Raw genomic sequence first — 21,738 nt, 5'->3', positions numbered from 1 at the left:
GCACGCAATGTACAACAGATCCACGATCAGGTCAGCATGGCCCGCGCCCTGGCGGCCCAGTCGTCGTCGTTGACCGCGTACCGCTCCGCCGGTCCCTCGACGTCGGGCCCCGCGTGGTGGCCGATGACGAACCCGCCGACGCTCGACTCCACGCGCCAGTCGAGGCCGAACACGCGGGGCGCGGTGTCGGTGTCGCCGATGTCCATCCGGCAGACGGACAGCCTCATGGCGGTGCTGACCAGGGAGAGCGTCTGGCTCAGCGCGCCGACGTTCTTGAGCACCAGGGCGTAGCTCATCCCGTCGTACTTCCACGACACCCTGCGGAAACGCGCGGTGATGAAGAGGAGCGCGGACGGCGTGCCCGCCAGGTTGGCCGCCACCCTGCCGGTCTGCAGCAGCTCGTCCGCGCCTGCCGGGTCGGCGGGGATCGGTTCGAGCCGGTGACCGAAGGGGTCGTAGTGGAAGACGCCGCGCGGGATGCCGGCGCATCTGTCGATGATCGCGTACAGCTCCAGCTCGTAGCGGCCTCCGCTGCTGGCGTAGGGGCGGTCGCTGGTCGCGGTGGCCGAGCTCTCCAGCGACGAGCCGATCAGCGCCCGCACCCTGGCCGCGCGGTACAGCAGCTCGCCGAGCTTCTCCGCCGTCAGCGGGCGCCCGGCGTGGCGGTGGCCGGGCTCTGCGGCCTCGACCGCGGTGGTCAGCTGCGGGTCCGCCGCGACCAGCCGGTCCCAGGCGGGACGTGGCAGCGAGATGGCGGCCTCGGCGGAGCCCGGCTTCACCACGGGCTCGACGGCCCGCTGCTCGCCCAGGGGATAGGTCGCCCCGAAGTCGTGATCGTGCCGGCCGAGCGTGGAGCGGGTGTGGAACATGAGGTCGAACGGCGACCAGGCGACCAGGGCGGGGTCGCAGTCCTCCGCGAAGCGCACCGGCTGGAACGGATCCCCTTCCTCGGCCTGCACCGCCATGCCCGCGGCCATCAGGTAGGTGATCACCGAGTCGGTCGCCTGCTCGGCCGGTACGGCCGGCCGCATCAGCTCGCCGAGCTGGGCCATGGCGTCGGGCCGGTGCAGGATGACCCGGTGCAGCGACAGCGGGGACTCGATGGAGCAGTGGTTGCCGTCGGTCCGGATCAGCGCGAACCTGGACAGCCGGACCGGGTGCGCCAGCGGCGTCTCCGGGAGCCGGAAGCGCGCCTGCTGGGTGAGCGGGATCACGGAGATCAGCGGCTGCTCCTGGTCCAGGCCGAACGAGCGCACCACGAGATGATGCAGCCGGTCGAGCAGCGCGGCCAGTTCCCGCCTGTCGTGGTCCTCGAGGACCACGTTACCCAGGGAGATCGGCCCCAGGCTCATCCGCCGCATGGCCTCCAGCACGGCGGGCCTGGGGCTCGGCAGTGTCGTGTCCTCCCAGCGGCTGTGCACCACCACGACACTGCGTTGAGGCACGGGCTCGATGTACACGTCCTCGCGGAAGGACCACAGGGGGAAGGGCCCTCTGGACATATCGCTACTCCATACTCGGGTGGCTCACAGGAACAAGGGGATGGGATTGAGGTCCTCGTACGCGGTGGGCGCGGCAAGCCGGCCGAGGCGGACCGGCACGTCGTAGAGCCGGCCAGGGGCGAACCGCGCCCAGAAGTGGCGCAGGCCGGGGACGATGACCTTGACCACCGGCATGCCGATGTCGGGGCGTGTCTGGTCGAGGACGAGAACCTCCAGGCCCTGCCTGCGGGCCAACCCGAGCAGGTGCTCGATGTCGTCGCGCAGATCCTCGCGCGGGGTGTACGCATAGTCCGTCAGGTCCTTACGGGGCCCGCGCCCGCCGGGGCGCAGGTAGGGCTGGTTCGTCGTCGTCGCCGTCCGCCACCAGTGCTGGATGTGGTGGTCGGCCGGCCCGTACCCGCTGCCGTCGGCGCGGGCGCCCACCACGGACGGCAGCAGCTGCCCCAGCTCCGTCAGCGCGCGGCGCGCCGCCACACGCGGGTCGAAGTGGGCGCCGAAGCCCAGCATGACGTCCTCGGCGGGCTTGTCGACGCGCCGGGAGACCGCCGCCATGACCGGCACGCCCAGGTCTGAGGTGATGTCGAGGACCCAGAGCTCGCGGGCGAGACCGCGGTAGCGCCGCTGGAGGCCGGCGATCCACGGGTCGTCGAACGAGTCGAGGTCCACGGCGGGGTGGCTGGTGCGGTTGTACCACCACAGTGCTACCCCGTCGCGCTCGACCAACTCGAGGAAACCCTGGACGATCGCGTCCTCGACGCTGGCGCCCGCGGCGTTGCCGTTGGAGTCGGCGCGCAGCGACGCGTGGCCGTTCCTGGTGAAGTAGAGCAGGTCGGTGGGGAGCAGGCGGTGGCGGTTCGTGGTGAGCGACCAGACCGGGGTCCAGTCGATGACCTCCGCGGCGTCGAAGGGTTCGGGGACGCGCTGGAAGGCCATGTTCGCCGCGTTCCAGGCGTCGCGGCCGAGGAACTGCCGGTGGTGGAAGAGCTGGCACGCGTCGGGGTGGACGGCCCGCTCCGCGCCCAGGTCGCGGTAGCTGCCCCGCACCGTGGGCTCGTCGCCGAGCCGCGCGCCGCAGTAGCGCTCCACCGCCTCGCACAACGCGCCGACCCTGGCTTCGAGGTCGGTGCTTCCCTTGCCGCCGCTCTGCTGGCGCAGGCCCATCCTGATCGCCGAGAGGCTGTCGTCGGCGAGGGCGAGGTTGGGTCCTGACAGGTAGCAGTGCACGAAGGAGGGGCTGCGGGGGTCGCGCTGGATCTCCTCGGTGATGCCGGTGACGGGGTCGGCCAGGTGCCGGTAGCGCTCCCACACCTGCTCGGGGGCCAGCGCACGGTGCCCGTTGCCGCCGGCGGCCGTCTTGTCCCTGGAGACGACGGCCACGGGTCCGGCCACGCGGGCCGCGACGAGGCCGGCGTCGCCGCAGGCCGGGCACTGCGGGCGCCGGTCCACGCGGTGGCGCCCGCTCTCCAGCGACATGGTGTCGAGCGTCCACACGGCGTTCTGCCGCTCGCCGCGCGAACCGGCCAGCCACTTGACCGTCTCCAGCGCCGCGAGGTGCAGGCCCAGCGCGCGGGTGAGCGGCAGCGAGGCCTCCGGCGGGGCCACGAGGTCGCTCAGCGTGTCGCGCAGCCACCGCTCACCGCGCCGGTGCCCGCGCAGCCTGGTCGCCAGGCACGACCAGCAGGCGCCCGTCCCCGGCTGGAAGACCGGGCCGATCCACAGGTCGGCGCCCGTCGGCTTGGCCAGCAGCCAGGGCCGGCCGTCCGCCAGCATGCTCGCGTTGACCCGCTCGAGTTCGGGGTCGAGGTAGTCGTCGCAGAGCACCAGGGAGAAGGCCGCGGGTGCCTCGCCGACGGTGACGTCCATGGACCGCAGGGTCTCGGCCGCCTGCCCGGCGTCGGCTCCGCCCAGCGCGAGCAGCCGGACGGTCGCCCGCGCCAGGTTCGAGACGGCCTGGTCGGCGTCCATGTGGGCCAGGTCCCAGTACGCCTCGGCCGCGGCGTCGCCCGGGACGGCGGCGGGCCGGCGCGGCCCGACCAGGTTGGCCCGCGCCAGCTTGCCGAGGAGCTGTTCCAGCTCGACCGGCGAAAGTCCTCCGTGCTCCTGCACCTCGGCCAGGCTGCGGCTGCCGTCCAGCAGCGGGGCGAGCGCCTGGATCCGCGGCCCGGAGAGCGCGATCGTCTTCCGCGCCGAGGTGAGGTAGACGGCCTCCCCGGGAACGGTGGTCGCTCGCAGGTGGCGTTTGAAGCCGATCAGCGGAGGATTCGCCCGGTTCATGATGGTCACCCGGTGTAGGAGGGAAGCGCGTAGAAGCCGGGGGCGGGGTGGTCGAGGTCCTCGATGCGGACGAGGTCCTCGGCGTCCGTCCAGGTGGCCATGGCGTAGCCGGTGACGTGCCGGTCGGTGCGGTCGAGTGTGGTGGTCATCGCAGCCCTCTCGGGGTCAGGTGTGGTGTTCCGACGCACCAAAGTCTGGAGCGGCGGCCCCGGCGGGCATAGTTTCCGCGTCACTTCCGGAGCGTGAAAGATTCACACTCCGCCCGTGGCCATATGTGTAGGCTTCTCGGATTTTCTCGACCTAGGCTCGCCGCATCCGTATCGAAAGATTGGGGGAGACGTCATGCGACAGCTCCGGATCAGCAGGTCGCGGAGAAAGCGCACGATCCGCCGGTCGAAGGGCAGCATCTCTCTCGACCTCGACACGCGCACCCCGGGCGGCGTTCGGCTGCCGTACTGACCTGCGGAGATGCCGCCGCCAGCGGCGGCCCGTCGAGCGGGGTCCGCCAGGGGAGGTGATGTGGACGGATGAACCGGGAATCTCCGGGAGCCGGCCACACCGCTCCCGGCGGTTTCCACTTTCAGGCTTGAGAAAACGGTAATTCGCTGGAACGGAAGGGAAAATGTATCACGATCTGCAGATAAACCGCCTGAGGGCTCTGGTGACCGTCGTCGACCTCGGCGGTTTCCGGCGGGCGGCGGAGGCGTTACACGTGACCCAGCCCGCCATCAGCCAGCAAATCCGCCAGCTCGGCAACCTCGTCAAAGGGCCCATCTTCGTCTCCACCGGGAGGGAGCTGCGGCTCAGCCACCAGGGCGAAGAACTCCTCGGGTACGCCCGCAGGATCGTCTCGCTCAACGACGAGGCCGTCGACCGGTTCGTCCCGCCCGCGGGGAACGTACGGGTGTCGATCGGCATCGGCGACCAGCTCGCGGAGGCGCTGCCCGACATCCTGCGGCTGCTCACCAGGGGCATGCCGCACGCGCAGGTCGGCGTGCGAACCGGATTGAGCGAGTCGCTGGAGAGCCAGGTGATCAGCGGCCAGCTGGATCTGGCGCTGCTGTTGCAGCCGCGTTCGGCGCGCGCCTCCGCCACCGGGTACGAGCTCGGCCGCATGCGCATGGACTGGTTCGGCCAGCCGGCGCACGGCGAGGGGGCGGCGCTGCCGCTGACGCTCTTCACCGAGCCGTGCACGCTGCGCAGCCACATCCTGGAGGCGTTCGACGCCTCCGACGTTCCGTGGCGGGTCGCGTACGAGGGATCGGAGCTGGTCGGGTTACGCGCGGCGGCGAAGGCCGGGCTGGGCGTGGCCTGCCTCATCGCGAACGGCGACGAGTTGTGGGGCCTGCCGCGCACGGTCAGGTTGTCCCTGCCGGACCCGCCCGGCCCCATTCCCGTGACCCTGGCCGTCTCCACCGGAGCGGCGACCCCCGGCTTCGTCAAGATCGCCAGAAAGGCCCTCCAGAACGCGCTGCGCGGCTACCCGTTCGCCCGGTGAACCCTCTCACCGGGCCGGGACCCGTACGAGCAGTCACCCTGAAAATCACGTGAACCAGCGCCCCCCGCGCAAGAAGAATGCAGTGATGCGCACCCTTTACGCCATCACCCATCCGGAGGCGACACACCACGTCGAGGGAATCGTCGGCGGTTGGCATGATTCGCAGCTGACGCCGGCCGGACTCGGCGCGGCGGCCTCCGTCGCCCGGGCGCTGGGGGCCCAGATCCCCGACGGCGCCGACGTGGAGCTGTTCTCCTCCGATCTGCGGCGCACCCGGCAAACGGCCGAGAAGGTCGCCGAGTTGTTCGGCGTCGAACCGATCCTGGACCGCCGGTTGCGGGAGAAGTCCTACGGCGAGGCAGGGGGAAAACCGCAGGCGTGGCTGGACCAGCGTTTCGTCCCGCCGCCGGCGGACGGGGAGCGGCTGGAACACGACGAGGGCGTGCAGGGCGCCGAGACCAGGGCGGCGCTGGCGCAGCGCGTCTACGCGGCCATCGACGAGATCGTGCGGCGCCCGTGTGAACACCAGATCATCGTGACGCACGGTGGGTCGCTGACGTTCGTCGTGGCGTCCTGGATCAAGATGCCGATCGAGGCGGTCGGCCATGTCAGTTTCCGAGCGCCGTCCGGCAGCATCACCACGCTGCGCGAGGACGACTTCTACCACAACCGCACGGTCTACCTCGGCGACACCCGCCATCTCGGCTCCGGCGAGGCCCGCTGACCTCTCCCTGGCCCGCTCTCGGATGTGACGCCCGCGAGTCCCTGCCACCAGATTGTGCCAGGTGGGACAGCGGGTGAAGACCGTGGTGATCGTCACGGTGCGGACAGGCTGGCCCACCGTCCTGGGGTTCCACATCCCGGTGCTCGACCTCGGCCCGCTGTACGGCGACCTCGCGCCGGTCGCGCCCTACCGGGTGGTCGCGGCCGCGTTGGCGGTGCTCGCCGTTCGGCGGGCAGGTGCTGACCGTACGTCCGGGAAGGCCCGATGGTGGGGCGCGACGATGCCAGCCCGGTCGCCGTGGTGGCTGCCCGTCCCGCTGGTTGCCAGGGACGGCCGCTGGGCGCTGGCAACCGCCGTCCACCCGCTTCCCGGCCTGGGTCTACCTGGCCGGAAACCTGCCTGTGACAGGCGATCACGACGCGGCCGGCGAAGGGTGCGGTGCGGGTGACGCGGCGGTGATGCTCGCCGGCCTGACGGCGCTCCGGACAGTAGGCGATGGCATTCGATCACGGTCGCGGGGGAGAGGCTCGCCGGAAGAGGATCGAGGTCAGGCTCGAGTCGTCGGCCGCGCCGAGACCGCTGCGCTCGCCGAGGAGGAAGAGCTGCTGTGCGGCGGCGGCCACCGGGATCGGAACGCGCGTCGCGGCGGCAAGGTCGGCGACGATGGCCAGATCCTTGACGAAGATGTCGAGGCGCGAGCGCACCGGGGCGTCGTCTTCACCGTAATCGATCATGCGTGGGCCTCGGTCGGCCAGCATGAACGAGGCCGCCGCTCCCGATGTGGTGGCCTGGAGGACTGCCTCCAGATCCAGCCCGAGCCCTCGGGCCAGGGCGACGGCCTCAGCGGCGGCCGCGATGTGGACGCCTGCGAGGAGTTGGTTGATCGCCTTGAGCGCCTGGCCGTCGCCCGGCGCGGTCCCGATGCGGATGAGGGTGGAGGCGAGCTGGTCGAGGACCGGCCGGGCGTGGAGGAAGGCCTCCTCCGAAGCCCCGACCACGATGAGGAGGTCGCCGGTTCCCGCCCGGGCGGGCCCGCCGCTGATGGGGGCGTCCACCAGTGCGATGTCATCCCGGGCCAGCCGGCCGGCGACGTCTCGTGCCGTCTGTGGGCCGACGGTGCTTGTCAGGATGACGAGCGAGCCGGGCCGCAGGCCCGTGGCCGCGCCGCCGTCGCCGAACAGCGCCTGCTCGACGTGGCGCTGGTCGCGGACGGCGAGCAGCACCACGTCCGCGCCGGCGGCGGCTTCGGCGGGACTTGGCGCGTCGGTGGCGCCTTCGGCGACCAGGCAGGCTTTGCGTGTGTCGTCGACGTCGAACACCGTCACGGGAAAGGCCTGGTGCAGTCGCGTGGCCATCGGCATGCCCATCGCGCCGAGGCCGAGCACTGCGATGCGTGGTGAGCGGTGGGATATCTCGTGGTAAGACATGGTGATCCTGCCCGTGGGTGCATAAAAGTGGAGGTCGGAGGTCATGCGCTGCGCATAAGCGTGACGACGTCGGCGAGAGAGGTCTCGTCGCCGACATTGCCCGCGAAGACGATGTAGGGAACACCGGCAAACGGGCCGGACACTGGTTCCCATAGCGAGACGATTCCGGGCAACAGGGTGCCGCGCGCGATCGCCCTGCTGATGCCGAGCGCATGGGTCGCGATGTCGCTGGAGGTGATGCCGCCCTTGGCGACGACGAAGCCGGGACGACGCAGCCGCACGGTCGCGGCGACGGTCTCCGTCAGCGCCGCCGATATCCGTCGGGCGATGGCGAGGCTGCTGTCCGGGTCGTCCCCGGCGGCCAGGGTGCGGGTGGTGCTGATGACCACGTCGGCGTCGCGCAGGGCCGCCCCGGCGGTGGCGGCGACGTCGGCGATGTGCTGGTCGCGCGTGCTGGGGTCGAGGATCGCGGCCGTCCGCAACTCCACCTCGACCAGATCGTCGAGCAGGCGCAGCCGCGACAACTGGGCGGTGGTGAGCTGGACGTGCGAGCCGACGGCGATGAGGCCGCGCGCGCCACGGGACGTGCCGATGGCGCGCGGCTGTCCCGAGGCCAACGGTGGCCTGGCGGCCTGCCCCGCTCTGGTCCGCACGAACGACGGGCCGACGCGGTAGATCAAGCGCAGCCCTTCGCGCTCGGCGGCCAGCAGGCCGAGGGTGAAGGTCCGCAGGTCATCCTCTTCGGCCGCGTCGACGACCGCCGGCCGGTGCGGCCGCACCTGACGCAGCAGCGTGGTCACCCGCTCCGGGCCGCCGACGCGGATGTCGGTCAGCGTGACGGTCACCACGTCCGCGGCCTTGATGCGGCCGCGGGTCTTCTCCTCCACCCAGTCGCGCAGATCGGAGCTGTGGTAGCCGAAGGTGGCATCTTCAGCGAACTGGCTGCGACCCACCGGGAGCAGGCCTTGGCCGGTGCGCAGGTAGTGCACTGAGTGCACCGTGACGCGGCCGGCATCGAGGTAGGCGGGGACGAGGACGACGCCGCGGACCGGCCGACCGTGCCGGTTCAGGGCCTCGCTGAGGACATCGGTCTCCAGCGGATAATGTCCCCGAAGGGTCGAATCGCCGCGGCTGGCCAGTACGACGTCGACGCGCTCGGCCGCGCATGCCTGGGCGAGGACGTCGACGATGCGGCGGTTGCGTTCGGCGGCGTGGCCCTCGCCGAGGCTGCGCGTGTTCGTCTGGATGAACACCGCCTGACTCGGCTGCCTGAGCGCCCACCGCACGTCATCTAGGTCGCAGGTGGTCACCACCGGCACGTCGGCGACTGCTTGGGTGCCGGTGGGGTCGTCGTCGAGCACCGCCAACCGGGCCCCCGCCGACACCGCCCTGGCGAGCTCCCGGCTGTCGGTTCGGCGCGGCGGCGGGAAGCCGGACAGGAGCAGGGCGGACGGAAGTGTCCCGGCCGGTTCGGCGGACGCGGGCACGGGCGGGACGGTCATCGACGCTCTCCTGTGGTGAGGTCGGTCGGGATCGGGCGGACGTGCTCGTCGAGCGTGCGCAAGGACAGCCCTTTGGTCTCGGCCGTGAACATGACGGCGGCGAACGACAGGGCCGCTGCGACGAACACATAGAGGCCGATGGGCAGCGTGGAGTCGTACGTGTTCAGCAGCGTGGTGGCGACCAAGGGGGCGACCGACCCGGCCAAGACCGAGGTGACCTGGTAGCCGATGGACAGCCCGGTGTAGCGCAGGCGGGTGGGAAACAGCTCGGCCATCATGGCCGGCATAGGCGCGTACACCAGGGCGTGCACGGCCAGGCCCAGACCGATGGCCAGCAGGATCGCGGCGTTGTCGCCGGTGGCCATGAGGGGCCAGGCGCCGAATCCCCACACCACGGCCAGCGCCGCCCCGCTCAGGTAGAGCGGTCGGCGGCCGATCCGATCCGAGGCGAGGCCCACGAGCGGGATGAGGCAGAGATGTAGTGCGTGGGCGAGGAGCATGAGCAGCAGGACGTGCGAGGTGTCGATGGCGACGACGATCTTGAGGTAGGTGATGGAGAACGTGACGACCAGGTAGTACAGGATGTTCTCCACGAGCTTGATGCCCATGGCGGTGAGCACCTTACGCGGGTGATGGCGCACCAGGACGATGACGCCGGCCCGGGGCCGTCGATGTTCTGGGCTGCTCACGGCCTCGAGGAAGATAGGAGCCTCGTCGACGCGGCGGCGGATGTAGTAGCCGATGATGACGATCAACGCCGAGAGCCAGAACGCGACCCGCCATCCCCAGCTCAGAAACGCGTCGTTGGACAGGCTCAGGCTCATCATGGTCAGGACGAGGGTCGCCAGCATGTTGCCGAGCGGTACGGCCGCTTGCGGCCAGCTCGCCCAGAAGCCGCGCCGGTCGTCGGGGCTGTGCTCGGCGACCAGCAGCACCGCGCCGCCCCATTCGCCTCCCAGGGCGAAGCCTTGAAGGAAGCGCAGGGCCACCAGGCTGAGCGGCGCTCCGTACCCCCAAGATGCGAAGCTGGGGATGCACCCCATGAGAAAAGTGGCCACCCCGACCAGGAAGATGCTGACCTGCAGCAGCTTCTTACGGCCGAGCCGGTCACCGTAGTACCCGAAGATCAGGCCACCCAGGGGACGAGCAAGGAACCCGACGGCGTAGACCAGCAAGGCGCTGATGACTCCGTCGAGCGGGTTGCCGGTCTGCGGGAAGAACAACTGGCCGAAGACGAGTGTGGTGGCGGTGGCGTAGAGGAAAAACTCGTACCATTCGGCCACTGTTCCCGCCATGGCCGCGTAGACGACGCGGCGCAGCGCGGCAGAGGCTGGGACGGAAGTATGAGATGGCGATGCCATGGTGTACCTATTTCACTTGGGAGCTTGGTCTTGTCGCGAGAACGCGGCCTGACATGGGAGCGCCAGGCTCGGCGCCTCAGGCGAGGTTCCGCTGTCCCCCGTGCCGCGGGTGCCTTGGCCGCTCGTTTCGCCGTGGGCTATGCCTGTGCCCGCCGGATGGCGTCACGGATGACCGCGGCGACCTTGCCGGGGACCTCACGCTGCGGGAAGTGGCCGATGCCAGGCAGGTCCACGCGGGTGTACGAGGCGCTCACCCGGCTCTCGAACCGCGTGGCGGTTTCCGGGCGGGTGCAGTGGTCCTCCAATCCCTGAATGTGCGTGGTGGGTACGACGATGTCCGGCATGGACTCCACCTGGCGCTGCGGCTCCGCGTAGGCGGGGACCCCCGGTGCGCCGTCCCAGCGGTAGCGGTAGTAGTGCAGGACCGTGTCGACGAACTGGGGATTGTCGAAGGCCGGGGCCGCGGCGGCGAACTCCGCCTCGTCGAACTCCCAGGAAGGGGACCACACGCGCCACAAGTGCAGGCAGAACTCCCGTGTACGCTCGCGCAGCAGCTTCTCACCGTGCGGTGTGTTGAACAGCCACTGGTACCAGAACGACGACACCTGGGACATCGACAGATCAGTGATCGGCGTCGCTTCGTTGTAGCCGGTCCCCAGGGTGACCATCGACAACACCCGCTCGGGCCACAGCCCGGCCAGCGCGTAGGCCGCGCGGCACCCCCAGTCGCTGCCCACAAGGTGGAAACCCGCGACGCCGAGATGGTCAGCCAGTCTCACCACGTCCTCGGCCAGGGCGGAGGTCTCCGCCGAGACCGGGTGCCCCTCGTTCAGGACGGTGGGGCCGTGGCCGCGAATGTAGGGCCGTACGATGAGGAGATCCGGATCCTGCGCGAGCAGATCCGCCACCACGCTGTCCCACGTCGCTGTGGTGTCAGGGAAACCGTGCAACAGGAACACGGGCCGGCCGTCGTGTCGGCCGTCGGTCTCGTACCCGAGGGTGATGTGGTCGAGGACCACCTGATGCACCGTCCGGGTGGTGACAGAGAAAGATGAGGTCATAAGAGATCTCTTTCGAAGAGCCGCTGCTTGGTGACCGGATGCTAGGAGTTGACCTGCTGACATCGAAGGGTGAGACTCACTGAGTGAGTCAGACAGATGGGTCGCGCGACTCCGTGCTCGGCCGGGCCCTGGCCGTGCTGCGCGCGGTCGGCGGCTCGGCGACGCCCTTGAGCCGCGCGGAGATAGCCCGGCTGACCGGGCTGCCCAAGGCCACGGCCAACAGATTCATCGCCCAGCTCGTCGCCGAAGGGCTGCTGCAGCCTGTTGAGCAGGGGGTGCGGCTGGGCCTGGGGCTGTTCGATCTGGGCAACCTGGCCGAGCAGCAGGGTCTGGGATTGAGCGACGTGGCGACGCCCTACCTGGCGCACCTGTATGAGATCACCCACGAAACCGTGCAGCTGGCCATCCTCGACGGGCTCGGCGTGGTCTACATCCAGAAGATCTCAGGCAGCGCCAGCACGAAGCTGAACACTCGGGTCGGCGGGCGGATGCCCTTGACCTGCACCGCCTCGGGCAAGGTGTTGCTCGCCTACTGCAAGCCCGATTTCCGGGAACGCGTGCTGCGGGAGAGCGGCTTCGCCCGCCGTACTCCCCGTTCGATCACCGACCGCGCCGCCTTGGATCGCGAGTTGAGCGAGGTCCGCCGGCGCAAGTACGCGGTCGACCGCGAGGAGTTCCAAACCGGCACCGCCTCGGTGGCCGTGCCGGTTCTCGCCCGCTCCGGCACGGCGGCCGCCGTCACGGTCTCCGCGCCGTCCGACCGCCTGTCGGTGCCGACCGTCGTCCCCGCGTTGCACGCCACGGCGGCGGCCATCTCGCGGGAGATCGCCCGCGTACAGCCCCACCTCGATCGCTGACTCGGTCCTTACGTGACAGACGCTCGGATCAGGCGGCGGCACGTTGGGGCCGCTTTTCGCTCGAGGTTGACCGGCGTGCGGCACAGCGGACGCGATACGTGCCGGTCCTGGTGACCGGCCCGTCGGCGGCCCCCGTCATGCGCACGCTCATGCTCGGTTCCGCGTTTGGCGTATCGGTGACTCGATCAGTGAGTCAACGCTGCCGGCGACGGCGGAGCCGGTGCTAGCTTGACCGTTCGTGCTGGACTATCTGCGGGAGCTGTTCTCCCTTCACCACCGTCGTGCTCTGGTGACCGGCGGAAGCTCAGGCATCGGATATGCCATGGCCGAGGCGATCGGACGGGCAGGAGCGGAGATCGTCCTGGTGGCCCGCCGGGAAGGGGAGCTGGACAAGGCAGCGGAACGGCTGCGCGGGCACGGCGTCGCCGTTTCGTGGATCAGCGCTGATCTGGGAAAGCATGACGGTGTCGAGCGGCTCTGTTCCACTGCGGGCGACATCGACGTCCTGGTCAACGCCGCCGGCAACAACATCCGCAAGCCCATGGCCGACCTCACCTACGACGACTACGAGCAGAGCGTCGCTGTTCACCTGTCCGCCCCCTATCTCCTGGGACAGTACTTCGGCCCGAAAATGGCCTCGCGCGGCTGGGGCCGCATCATCAATATCGGCTCGCAGCAGAGCGTCCGCGCTTTCGGCAACAGCGGCGTGTACGGAGCGGCCAAGGCCGCCGTCGCCGGGTTGACCCGCTCGCAGGCGGAGGCGTGGTCGGCTCGTGGGGTGTGCGTGAACACCATCATTCCAGGGTTCGTGCTGACCCCGTTGACCGAGCCCGCACGGTCCGTACCCGGCCGTACCGAGGAACTCGCGGCCCGCCACATGGCAGGACGCAATAGCGTTCCTCAGGACTTCGCCGGAGCGGCGGTCTTTCTGGCCGGTGACGCCTCCGCCTTCGTCACGGGTCAGATGCTCTTCGTCGACGGCGGCTTCGCCGTTCATTAGCAGCGCAGCGACCCCATCCCATCCGAGAGCCTGAGCCAGTACGGCCGTCTCCACCCGTCCCGAGATCACGACACCGTACAAACCCCCACCAGGCTGTGCCAGATGGGACGGCGGGTGAAGACCGTGGTGATCGTCACGGTGTCGTCATCTCTCGTTCGGTGACCCAGCTCGTGACCGCCTTCGCCAGCACCGCCCTGGCCCTTCTGAACTCCGCCGCGTCCAGCCGCTCGCCACGGGTGTGGTCGAGCGCGGCGTCGCCGGGACCGTAGGCGACCATGGGGACGTCCTGCCAGGTCGCGGCGAGGGTGTTCATGGCGCTGCCGCCTCGCCTGGCCAGGAACCGCGGCGTCGCCCCCGTTTCGCGAAAGGCACGCGAGAACGCGCTCACCAGCGCGTTCGTCCTGGGCGTGAGCACGCCCGGCGTGGCGGCGAGCACCTCCACGCCTGCCGGGTCGGCGACCAGCCGTACCAGCGCGACCAGGTTCTCGACCGGCGTGTCCCGCGGCACGCGTACGTCGAAGACGGCCTCGCCCTGCTGCAGATGTCCGGCGTTGACCGCGTGGATGGCGAGGACCGCCATCAGGGCCTTCGGAGAGGCGTCCGCGATGGCGTCGCGGAGCCGGCCCAGCAGGTGCACCATGCGCTCGCCGGTGGTGACGACGCCGGTGCCCGCGGTGTGGCCGAGGGGTTCGGTGACGCTCAGGCGGACCTTGAGCTGGCCGTGGTTGCCGACGGTCAGCGTTTCCGCGCCGCTCGGCTCGCCGATGATGACGGCGCCGGCCGGATAGCGGTCGCGGACGAAGGACGTGCCGCGCGCGGTGTTCGCCCTCTCGACCGCGCCGACGACACGGACCTGCGCGTGGCCGGGCACGTCCATCCCTGCCAGCGTCTCCAGGAACGCCACCAGGCTGCCCTTGGCGTCCACGCAGCCGCGGCCCGAGAGGACCTGGCCGTTCCAGTGCACCGGCCAGCGGTGGGCGACCGTGTCGAGATGGCCGAGCATGAGCATCCGCTCGGGTCCTGAGCCGCGGGTCGCGACCAGGTTGCCGGCCTCGTCGATCTCGGCGTGGACGCCGTGCTCCGTGCACCAGTCCACGAGGAACTCCGCGAGCTCCCGCTCGTCGTACGAGACCGAGGAGATCTCCACGGTCCTGGCGAGCAGCGACAGGTCGGCGGCCGGCGCGGGAGCGCGCCAGAAGCGGGTGCCGGACGCGGGCGACAGGATGTGCGGCCCGGTGATCGCGACGTCCGCGGTGCCGGACAGCGCGATCTCGGCGGCCCGCACCTTCTGGCGCATGCGGCCCCGCGCGTACGCCTGGCCTTCGCCGCGGGTCGCGTGCTGGATCCGGCCGGCCGGGTCCGCCGGGTCGGCGAGCAGGCCGGCCGTGCCGGTGACCAGGCGCAGGTGGTCGGCGTCCAGGGCGTTGGCCAGCTCTGCGGCGAGCACGTCGGCGTCCACGCTGAGCGGCGTGCCGCCCGTGGCGTCGGAGACCGGCGGAGCCAGGCACACGACGTCGAACACCTCGAGCAGCCGGTTGACGCCGTCGACGTCCACCGCGCACACCGTGCCGGCGCGATGGTCGCGCACCACGCACGTCCGGCCGTCGATCTCCGCCCGTACCGGCGGGTTGGCCAGGGCGGACACCAGGGCGCCGGTCTGCGCGACCGCGGCGAACACGCGCAGGCCGCGCTCGGAGAGCGCGCGCCGCACGCGGGGCAGGGTCACCTGCTCGTAGGCGGCGACGATGTGCGGGATCTCCGCGGGCGGGCAGTAGCGCACCTCCCCTCCGCCCGTGCGCATGGTCCGGACGAGCCGGCCGATGTCGGCGTAGTGCCGGGCGATCCCGGCCGTGCCGCCCGCGACGAGCAGCAGCCTGGCGCCGCGGGCGCGCAGGCCGGCGACCTCGTCGAAGAGCTTCTCGTGGTCCAGACCGGCACTTCCGATCTTGATGACGTACAGGGCCGCCCTGCGGGTGCCGGCGACGTGTCCTGGCACGGACATCTTCGGCTCCTCTTCGCCTGATGCCGCGGAGGGGTCGCCTCCGCCGGCAAGCAGCACCGTTCCGGTGGTGGACGGGTTGGGTCGCCGGCGGGGAACTCGTCGTCCACAGGAACGCATGATTACTACGCGAGCATAAGCGGCAAAATGGGGATGTTTCCGCATTTCAGCAGAAGGATTGCTTATGCCGGAACGGTCGCTCCCTTATCACGAGGGACGAGCGTCTTGGAGGCCTGCGAAGGCTTCAGCGAGTGACTGCATTCCGGCCGGCACGGAGTGATCGCCGGCAACGACCCCATCGAGATCTCGCGGGCAGGCCACCTTGGCCAGCGGGTGTGTCCCGTTTCGGTCATGGGGTGAAGCGGTAGCCCATGCCGGGTTCGGTGATCAGGTGAACCGGGTGGGCGGGGTCGCGTTCGAGCTTCTTGCGAAGCTGGGCCATGTACTGGCGCAGGTAGTGGGTTTCCTTGACGTGTTTGCTGCCCCATACTTCGGCCAGCAGGTAGCGCTGGGGGATGAGCTTTCCGGGGTTGCGGAGCAGGATTTCCAGGATGTGCCATTCCGTGGGGGTGAGCCGTATGCCTGGCGAGACGGTCTTGCGGGTCAGGTCCACGGTGTGGTCGCCTATTTCGATGCTGGCCAGCTCGGCCTCGTGGACGGCAGCTCGGCGGGTGACGGCGCGGATGCGGGCGAGGAATTCGTCGATGCCGAACGGCTTGGTGACGTAGTCGTCGGCTCCCGCGTCCAGGGCTTCGATCTTGTCGGCGCTGCCGGCCCGGCCCGACAGGACGACGATAGGGATCTTGGTCCAGCCGCGCAGGCCGTGGATGACGTCGATGCCGTCCATGTCGGGCAACCCGAGGTCGAGTACGACCAGATCGGGATGCCATTCGGCGGCTTCACGCAGGCCGGAGCCGCCGTCGGCGGCGACCGCCACCTCATAGTGGCGGGCGGCCAGGTTGATGCGCAGTGCGCGCAGGATCTGCGGCTCGTCGTCGACGACGAGGATCTTGGTCATGGAGTCACCGCCCGGAGTTGATCGGCATTCTGATGATCATCGTGAGACCGCCTCCTGGCGTCTCTTCGGGAACGAGGGCACCGCCCATGGCCTCGGTGAGCCCACGTGACAGCGCGAGGCCGAGGCCGACGCCGGTGCCGTTGTCGCGGTCGCCGAGCCGCTGAAACGGCAGGAAGACCCGCTCGTACGCCTCGGGCGGGATGCCGGGGCCGCGGTCGATGACGCGGATCTCCACCTGGTCGTCGTGCCAGCTGGCGGTGACCAGGACCTGCTGCGCGGGCGGGCTGTAGCGGACGGCGTTGCTCATCAGGTTGACCAGCACTCGTTCGAGCAGGGCCGGGTCGGCGAGGATCTCGGGCAGGTCGGCGGGGATGTCGCCCTCGACCCGGTCGCGCAGCGGCCCGAGGTCGTCGATGGCGTGGGGGACGACCTCTTCCGGGGCGAGCGGCTGGAGGGAGATCCCGAGCGCGCCGGCCTGCAGGCGGCTCATGTCGAGCAGGTTCTCCACCAGCCGGTCCAGCCTGGCCAGGGACTCGTCGGCGGTGGCCAGCAGCTCCTCGCGATCCTCCGCAGACCAGTCGACGTCGTGGCTGCGCAGGCTCTCGACGGCGGCTTTGGCCGCCGACAGCGGGGTGCGCAGGTCATGGCTGACGGCCGCCAGCAGCGCGGTGCGCATCCGGTCGGCCTCGGCCAGCGGCTTGGCCTGTTCCGCCTCCCGCTGCAGACGTTCCTGGCGCAGCGCGACGGCCGCCTCGGCGGCGAACGCCTCCAGCACCCGCCGATCGCTGGCATCCAGCAACCGTCCCCGCGCGGCGAGCACCAGTCGGTCACTGATGGTCACGTCGGTATCGGCCGCGGCAGGGGTGGTGCAGGGCGCGGAGCCGGAGGTGGCGATGATGCGCCAGGCGTCGCCTTCGAATTGATCGTCCAGCGTGGGCTCGCCAACGCGTTCGAGCAGGGTGACCGAGTCCAGGGCGAATGTCTCGCGCAGTCGCCCGAGCAAGGAGGACAGCGCCGCCTCGCCGCGCAGCACGTGCCCGGCGAGGGTGGACAGCGTCGCGGCGTCGGCGCGGGCACGGGCCATCTCCCGGGAACGCCGGGCGGCCAGGTCCACGATCGCGCTGACCGCGGTCGCCATCAGGACGAACACCACCAGGGCGAGAAGGTTCTCAGGGTCCTCAATGGTCCAGGTGTACAGGGGAGGGGTGAAGAACCGGTTGAGCAGGAGGAAGCCGCCGACCGCCGCGGTGATCGCCGGCCAGGTTCCACCGATCAGCGCGATCCCGATGACCAGGCTCAGGAACAGCAGGATCTCGGTGGGCAGCGAGAGCACACCGCGAAGCGGGGCGAGCGCGGCGGTCAGCAGCGGCAGGCCCGCCACCGCGACCACCCAGCCGGCCAGCCTGCGCTTCCTGGTGAGCGCGGCCCGGGAGCGCTCGGGGTGGCGGCGGCCCTTCTTGGCCTCCTCGTGGGTGACCAGGTGGACATCGATGGAGCCGGACAGGGCCGTGGTCTCGACCCCGACGCCACGGGAGAACATCTGGGCGAAGCGCCCCCTTCTCGACGCTCCCAGCACGAGCTGGGTGGCATTGACGCCGCCGGCGAAGTCGAGCAGGGCGCGCGGGATGTCGTCGCCGACGACCTGGTGGTAGGTGCCGCCCATGCTCTCGACCAGGGCGCGCTGGCGGGCCAGGTTGGCAGGGTCGCCGCCGTCCAGCCCGTCGGCGCTGGTGACGTGGACGGCCAGCAGGTCGGCCCCCTTCGTGCGGGCGGCGACGCGGGCGGCCCGGCGTACCAGCGTGTCGCCTTCCGGGCCGCCGGTAAGCGCCACCACCACGCGCTCGCGCGCCTCCCACGTGCTGTCGATGCCGTGGTCGGCGCGGTAACGGTCGAGCTGCTCGTCGACCTTGCCGGCGACCCAGAGCAGGGCGAGTTCCCGCAGCGCGGTCAGGTTGCCCACCCTGAAGTAATTGGACAGCGCGGCGTCCACCTTCTCAGGGGCGTAGACGTTGCCGTGCGCCAGGCGGCGGCGCAGCGCCTCAGGGGACATGTCGACCAGCTCGATCTGGTCGGCTCGCCGCACCACCTCGTCAGGCACGGTCTCGCGCTGCGGGATGCCGGTGATCTCCCGCACGACGTCGTTGACCGACTCCAGGTGCTGGATGTTCACCGTGGAGATGACGTCGATACCGGCGTCGAGGATGTCGTCGATGTCCTGCCAGCGCTTGACGTTCTTCGAGCCGGGCACGTTCGTGTGGGCCAGCTCGTCGATCAGCGCCGCCTTCGGCGCGCGGGCGATGACGGCGTCCACGTCCAACTCGGCGAAGGTGGCCCCTCGGTAGACCAGCGTCTTGCGGGGGATCACCTCCAGGCCCTCCAGCAGGGCGGCGGTGCGGGAGCGGCCGTGGGTTTCGACGAACCCCACGACCACGTCCCGGCCGCGCTCACAGGCCCGGCGGCCCTCGCCGAGCATCGCGTACGTCTTGCCCACCCCGGGGGCCGCCCCCAGGTAGACCCGCAGGCGACCCCTTTTCATGAGCGGTCGAGCGCGAGGTTGAGTTCCAGCACGTTCACCGCCGGCTCGCCCATGAAGCCGAGCGCCCGACCGACGGTGTGCTGCTCGATGAGCTGCTCGACCCTGGCCTGGTGGAGACCGCGTTCCTTCGCCACGCGCGGCGCCTGCAACTCGGCATAAGCGGGTGAGATGTGCGGGTCGAGGCCGGAGGCGCTCGCCGTGACCGCGTCGGAGGGCACGGCCGGGATTCCCGCGTTCCCTCTGACCGGCACGGTCTTCCCGGCCGCGTAGTCCTCGCCCGGCCTGGCGCACTCCACCTTCACGCCCTGGTACGCGGTCACGAACGGGGTGGCCGGACAGGCCTGGTTGACGCTCACGGCACGGTCGGAGAACACCTTGAGCACCGCGCCCACCCCGTCCGCGGTGCAGTACGGCCGGGCGCCGCTGACGCCCTCCAACTCGCCGACCGCCTTGGACCGAGCGCACACCTGGGTGAGCAGCGACCGCTTACCCTCGTCCGGTTCGCCCTCCTCGTCCTTGGCGCCGGGCACCGGCAGGACGTCCACGACATCCTCAGGGCCCAGATTGCTGGCGCTGGTCGAGGTGGGATCGTAGCCGTCCCCGGCCGCCGACGGGCGGGACTGGAAGTACCTGCGGATGGGGTCGCCGTCGGCGTCGGTGAAGGACTGGCCGATGAGCGCGCTGCCGATGATCTTGCCGTCCTTGTCGATGATCGAGCCGTTGGCGTTCCCGTTGAACAGCGCCTGGGCCACGCCGGTGGCGGCCAGCGGGTAGATGAGGCCGGTGACCGCCGTGAGCACGAGCAGCGCGCGCAGCGCGGCGAGGTGCCGGCGGACCCAGCTGGGCATGCGGTCCATTTATGACATCCCCGGAAGAAACTGAATCAGAAGATCGATGAGTTTGATGCCCATGAACGGCACCACGATGCCACCCAGGCCGTAGACGTACAGGTTGCGCGACAGCAGTTTGGAGGCGCTGGTGGGCCGGTAGCGGACCCCGCGCAGCGCCAGCGGGATCAATGCGATGATCACGAGGGCGTTGAAGATGACCGCCGACAGAATCGCCGACTGGGGGCTGGCCAGGCGCATGATGTTGAGCGCGTCCAGGCCCGGGTAGACCGCCGCGAACATCGCCGGGATGATGGCGAAGTACTTGGCGATGTCGTTGGCGATCGAGAACGTCGTCAGCGCGCCCCGCGTGATGAGCAGTTGTTTACCGATCTCGACGATTTCGATGAGCTTGGTCGGGTTGGAGTCCAGGTCGACCATGTTCCCGGCCTCCTTGGCGGCGGACGTGCCGGTGTTCATGGCCACGCCGACGTCGGACTGAGCCAGGGCGGGGGCGTCGTTGGTGCCGTCACCGGTCATGGCGACCAGGCGGCCCCCCTCCTGCTCCCGTCTGATCAGCGCCAGCTTGTCCTCGGGGGTGGCCTCGGCCAGGAAGTCGTCCACCCCGGCCTCGTCGGCGATGGCCTTGGCGGTCAGCGGGTTGTCGCCGGTGATCATGACGGTGCGGATGCCCACGCGGCGCATCTCGTCGAAGCGTTCGCGCATGCCGGCCTTCACCACGTCCTTGAGGTGCACGACGCCCAGCACCCGGCCCTTCTCGGCGACGACCAGCGGGGTGCCGCCGGAGCCGGAGATGCCGTCCACGATGTGCCCGACCTCGTCCGTGGGGTGGCCGCCGGCGTCGCGCACCCACTTCATGACCGCGGTGGCCGCGCCCTTGCGGACCTCGCGGCCGTCCAGGTTCACCCCGGACATGCGGGTCTGCGCCGTGAACGGCACCCACTCGGCGTGGGCCAGCGCGCCCGGCTGGCGCTCGCGCAGCCCGTAGGCCTGCTTGGCGTAGACCACGATGGAGCGCCCCTCGGGGGTCTCGTCGGCCAGGCTCGACAGCTGTGCGGCCTCGGCCAGTTCGGCCTCGCTCACCCCGTCCACCACGACGAACTCCGACGCCTGCCGGTTGCCCAGGGTGATGGTGCCGGTCTTGTCCAGCAGCAGCGTGGACACATCCCCTGCCGCCTCGACCGCGCGGCCGGACATGGCGAGCACGTTGCGCTGCACCAGGCGGTCCATGCCGGCGATGCCGATGGCCGAGAGCAGCGCGCCGATCGTGGTGGGGATCAGGCAGACGATCAGCGACACCAGCACGATGCCGCTCACCCCGTCGCCGGTCAGGGCGAGCGAGTCCGGCACGCCGGGGTTGATGGACTTGGAGTAGATGGCCAATGGCTGCATCGTGGCGGCGGCGACCAGGAAAATGATCGTCAGGGCGGCGAGCAGGATGTTGAGCGCGATCTCGTTCGGCGTCTTCTGCCGGTTCGCGCCCTCCACCAGCGCGATCATGCGGTCGACGAAACTCTCGCCGGGTTTCTGCGTGATCCGCACGATGATCCGGTCGGACAGCACCTTCGTGCCACCGGTCACCGCCGAACGGTCGCCGCCGGACTCGCGGATCACCGGCGCTGACTCGCCGGTGATGGCCGATTCGTCCACCGACGCGATGCCCTCCACCACATCGCCGTCGCCGGGGATGATCTCCCCCGCCTCGACGACCACGAAGTCGCCCTGCCTGAGTTCGGGCGCGCCGACCACGTCCCACTCGGCCGAGGTGCGGCTCTTGAGCCGTCGGCCGGTGGTGTCGCGCTTGGTTGCCCGCAACGCGGCGGCCTGCGCCTTGCCTCGCCCCTCGGCCACCGCCTCGGCCAGGTTGGCGAAGACGACGGTCAGCCACAGCCACACCACGATCGCCCAGGCGAACCAGGAGGGATCGCCGATCGCCAGGACGGTGGTGAAGACCGCGCCGATCTCGACGATGAACATCACCGGGTTGCGCCACATGGTGGCCGGGTTGAGCTTCTTCACCGCGTCCGGCAGCGATCGGATCATCTGCTTGGGATCGAGCAGCCCGCCGCCCACCTTTCCACCCTTGGGTGCGGGGGTACGGCCCGGAGCCTGCACTGTCGACGTGGACATG

17 protein-coding genes are annotated in these 21,738 nt (G+C 70.3%); 5 read left to right on the top strand and 12 right to left on the bottom strand.

The features are described from left to right. Positions 1-26: 26 nt before the first annotated feature. Genes ACTWPV_RS18800 through ACTWPV_RS18790 form a run of 3 tightly spaced genes read right to left on the bottom strand, consistent with a single transcriptional unit; the run spans position 27 to position 3,925 of the window. Complete coding sequence (locus ACTWPV_RS18800; RefSeq protein WP_443152747.1) at positions 27-1,502, bottom strand: SagB family peptide dehydrogenase; 1,476 nt, start codon at positions 1,500-1,502, stop codon at positions 27-29. A gap of 24 nt (positions 1,503-1,526) precedes the next feature. Continuing rightward, positions 1,527-3,776, bottom strand: coding sequence for a TOMM precursor leader peptide-binding protein (locus ACTWPV_RS18795; RefSeq protein WP_443152746.1), 2,250 nt, complete (start codon positions 3,774-3,776; stop codon positions 1,527-1,529). 5 nt (positions 3,777-3,781) lie between these two features. Continuing rightward, a complete protein-coding gene (locus ACTWPV_RS18790) occupies positions 3,782-3,925 on the bottom strand; it encodes a hypothetical protein (protein WP_347648175.1) in 144 nt (47 codons plus the stop codon). Between the two features lie 473 nt (positions 3,926-4,398). On the opposite strand from ACTWPV_RS18790, the gene ACTWPV_RS18785 reads away from it, so the two are divergent. From ACTWPV_RS18785 to ACTWPV_RS18775, 3 genes are all read left to right on the top strand, one after another. Next, positions 4,399-5,274 carry a LysR substrate-binding domain-containing protein gene (locus tag ACTWPV_RS18785; protein ID WP_443152745.1) on the top strand — a complete coding sequence of 292 codons (876 nt, stop codon included), beginning with the start codon at positions 4,399-4,401 and terminating at the stop codon, positions 5,272-5,274. Between the two features lie 85 nt (positions 5,275-5,359). Beyond that, on the top strand, positions 5,360-5,998 hold the full coding sequence (locus ACTWPV_RS18780; RefSeq protein ID WP_443152744.1) for a histidine phosphatase family protein: 639 nt from the start codon (positions 5,360-5,362) through the stop codon (positions 5,996-5,998). 61 nt (positions 5,999-6,059) lie between these two features. After that, complete coding sequence (locus ACTWPV_RS18775; RefSeq protein WP_443152743.1) at positions 6,060-6,446, top strand: hypothetical protein; 387 nt, start codon at positions 6,060-6,062, stop codon at positions 6,444-6,446. A 58-nt stretch (positions 6,447-6,504) separates the two neighbouring features. Here ACTWPV_RS18775 and ACTWPV_RS18770 read toward each other — a convergent pair whose 3' ends face one another. The 4 genes from ACTWPV_RS18770 to ACTWPV_RS18755 all read right to left on the bottom strand — a co-directional run bounded on the left by ACTWPV_RS18770 (position 6,505) and on the right by ACTWPV_RS18755 (position 11,316). Continuing rightward, on the bottom strand, positions 6,505-7,425 hold the full coding sequence (locus ACTWPV_RS18770; protein ID WP_443152742.1) for an NAD(P)-dependent oxidoreductase: 921 nt from the start codon (positions 7,423-7,425) through the stop codon (positions 6,505-6,507). Between the two features lie 41 nt (positions 7,426-7,466). Next, positions 7,467-8,786, bottom strand: a complete 1,320-nt coding sequence (locus ACTWPV_RS18765; RefSeq protein WP_443152861.1) for a four-carbon acid sugar kinase family protein — start codon at positions 8,784-8,786, stop codon at positions 7,467-7,469. A 137-nt stretch (positions 8,787-8,923) separates the two neighbouring features. Further along, a complete protein-coding gene (locus tag ACTWPV_RS18760; protein ID WP_443152741.1) occupies positions 8,924-10,222 on the bottom strand; it encodes an MFS transporter in 1,299 nt (432 codons plus the stop codon). Positions 10,223-10,425: 203 nt separating this feature from the next. Continuing rightward, positions 10,426-11,316 (bottom strand): alpha/beta fold hydrolase, encoded by an 891-nt coding sequence (locus ACTWPV_RS18755; protein ID WP_443152740.1) that lies wholly within the window; start codon positions 11,314-11,316, stop codon positions 10,426-10,428. A 116-nt stretch (positions 11,317-11,432) separates the two neighbouring features. Between ACTWPV_RS18755 and ACTWPV_RS18750 the strand changes: the two genes are divergently transcribed. Together ACTWPV_RS18750 and ACTWPV_RS18745 are read left to right on the top strand one after the other, a co-directional pair. Further along, positions 11,433-12,206 carry an IclR family transcriptional regulator gene (locus ACTWPV_RS18750; protein WP_443152739.1) on the top strand — a complete coding sequence of 258 codons (774 nt, stop codon included), beginning with the start codon at positions 11,433-11,435 and terminating at the stop codon, positions 12,204-12,206. Positions 12,207-12,444: 238 nt separating this feature from the next. Further along, positions 12,445-13,206 (top strand): SDR family NAD(P)-dependent oxidoreductase, encoded by a 762-nt coding sequence (locus ACTWPV_RS18745; protein ID WP_443152738.1) that lies wholly within the window; start codon positions 12,445-12,447, stop codon positions 13,204-13,206. A gap of 133 nt (positions 13,207-13,339) precedes the next feature. Here ACTWPV_RS18745 and ACTWPV_RS18740 read toward each other — a convergent pair whose 3' ends face one another. From ACTWPV_RS18740 to kdpB, 5 genes are all read right to left on the bottom strand, one after another. Continuing rightward, positions 13,340-15,208, bottom strand: a complete 1,869-nt coding sequence (locus ACTWPV_RS18740; protein WP_443152737.1) for a M20/M25/M40 family metallo-hydrolase — start codon at positions 15,206-15,208, stop codon at positions 13,340-13,342. Between the two features lie 346 nt (positions 15,209-15,554). Further along, positions 15,555-16,223, bottom strand: a complete 669-nt coding sequence (locus ACTWPV_RS18735; RefSeq protein WP_347648165.1) for a response regulator — start codon at positions 16,221-16,223, stop codon at positions 15,555-15,557. A gap of 4 nt (positions 16,224-16,227) precedes the next feature. Further along, complete coding sequence (locus tag ACTWPV_RS18730) at positions 16,228-18,759, bottom strand: DUF4118 domain-containing protein (protein WP_443152736.1); 2,532 nt, start codon at positions 18,757-18,759, stop codon at positions 16,228-16,230. Next, positions 18,756-19,616, bottom strand: coding sequence for a potassium-transporting ATPase subunit C (locus ACTWPV_RS18725; RefSeq protein ID WP_443152735.1), 861 nt, complete (start codon positions 19,614-19,616; stop codon positions 18,756-18,758). Before ACTWPV_RS18725 ends, ACTWPV_RS18730 begins: the two co-directional genes overlap by 4 nt. Next, complete coding sequence (gene kdpB, locus ACTWPV_RS18720) at positions 19,617-21,737, bottom strand: potassium-transporting ATPase subunit KdpB (RefSeq protein ID WP_443152734.1); 2,121 nt, start codon at positions 21,735-21,737, stop codon at positions 19,617-19,619. Between the last annotated feature and the right edge of the window lies 1 nt (position 21,738).

Source organism: Nonomuraea sp. KM88, from assembly GCF_052245635.1.
Taxonomy (GTDB): domain Bacteria; phylum Actinomycetota; class Actinomycetes; order Streptosporangiales; family Streptosporangiaceae; genus Nonomuraea.
The sequence above is the reverse complement of the archived record's forward strand: the minus strand, read 5'-3'. Positions and strand labels throughout refer to the sequence as shown.

Bases quoted from the DNA above. Each gene is read 5' to 3' on its own strand.
- ACTWPV_RS18760 (WP_443152741.1), bottom strand. From the start codon at position 10,222: ATGGCGGGAACAGTGGCCGAATGGTACGAGTTTTTCCTCTACGCCACC.
- ACTWPV_RS18730 (WP_443152736.1), bottom strand. From the start codon at position 18,759: ATGAAAAGGGGTCGCCTGCGGGTCTACCTGGGGGCGGCCCCCGGGGTG.
- kdpB (WP_443152734.1), bottom strand. From the start codon at position 21,737: ATGTCCACGTCGACAGTGCAGGCTCCGGGCCGTACCCCCGCACCCAAG.
- ACTWPV_RS18725 (WP_443152735.1), bottom strand. From the start codon at position 19,616: ATGGACCGCATGCCCAGCTGGGTCCGCCGGCACCTCGCCGCGCTGCGC.
- ACTWPV_RS18795 (WP_443152746.1), bottom strand. From the start codon at position 3,776: ATGAACCGGGCGAATCCTCCGCTGATCGGCTTCAAACGCCACCTGCGA.
- ACTWPV_RS18785 (WP_443152745.1), top strand. From the start codon at position 4,399: ATGTATCACGATCTGCAGATAAACCGCCTGAGGGCTCTGGTGACCGTC.
- ACTWPV_RS18780 (WP_443152744.1), top strand. From the start codon at position 5,360: ATGCGCACCCTTTACGCCATCACCCATCCGGAGGCGACACACCACGTC.
- ACTWPV_RS18800 (WP_443152747.1), bottom strand. From the start codon at position 1,502: ATGTCCAGAGGGCCCTTCCCCCTGTGGTCCTTCCGCGAGGACGTGTAC.
- ACTWPV_RS18735 (WP_347648165.1), bottom strand. From the start codon at position 16,223: ATGACCAAGATCCTCGTCGTCGACGACGAGCCGCAGATCCTGCGCGCA.
- ACTWPV_RS18790 (WP_347648175.1), bottom strand. From the start codon at position 3,925: ATGACCACCACACTCGACCGCACCGACCGGCACGTCACCGGCTACGCC.
- ACTWPV_RS18770 (WP_443152742.1), bottom strand. From the start codon at position 7,425: ATGTCTTACCACGAGATATCCCACCGCTCACCACGCATCGCAGTGCTC.
- ACTWPV_RS18740 (WP_443152737.1), bottom strand. From the start codon at position 15,208: ATGTCCGTGCCAGGACACGTCGCCGGCACCCGCAGGGCGGCCCTGTAC.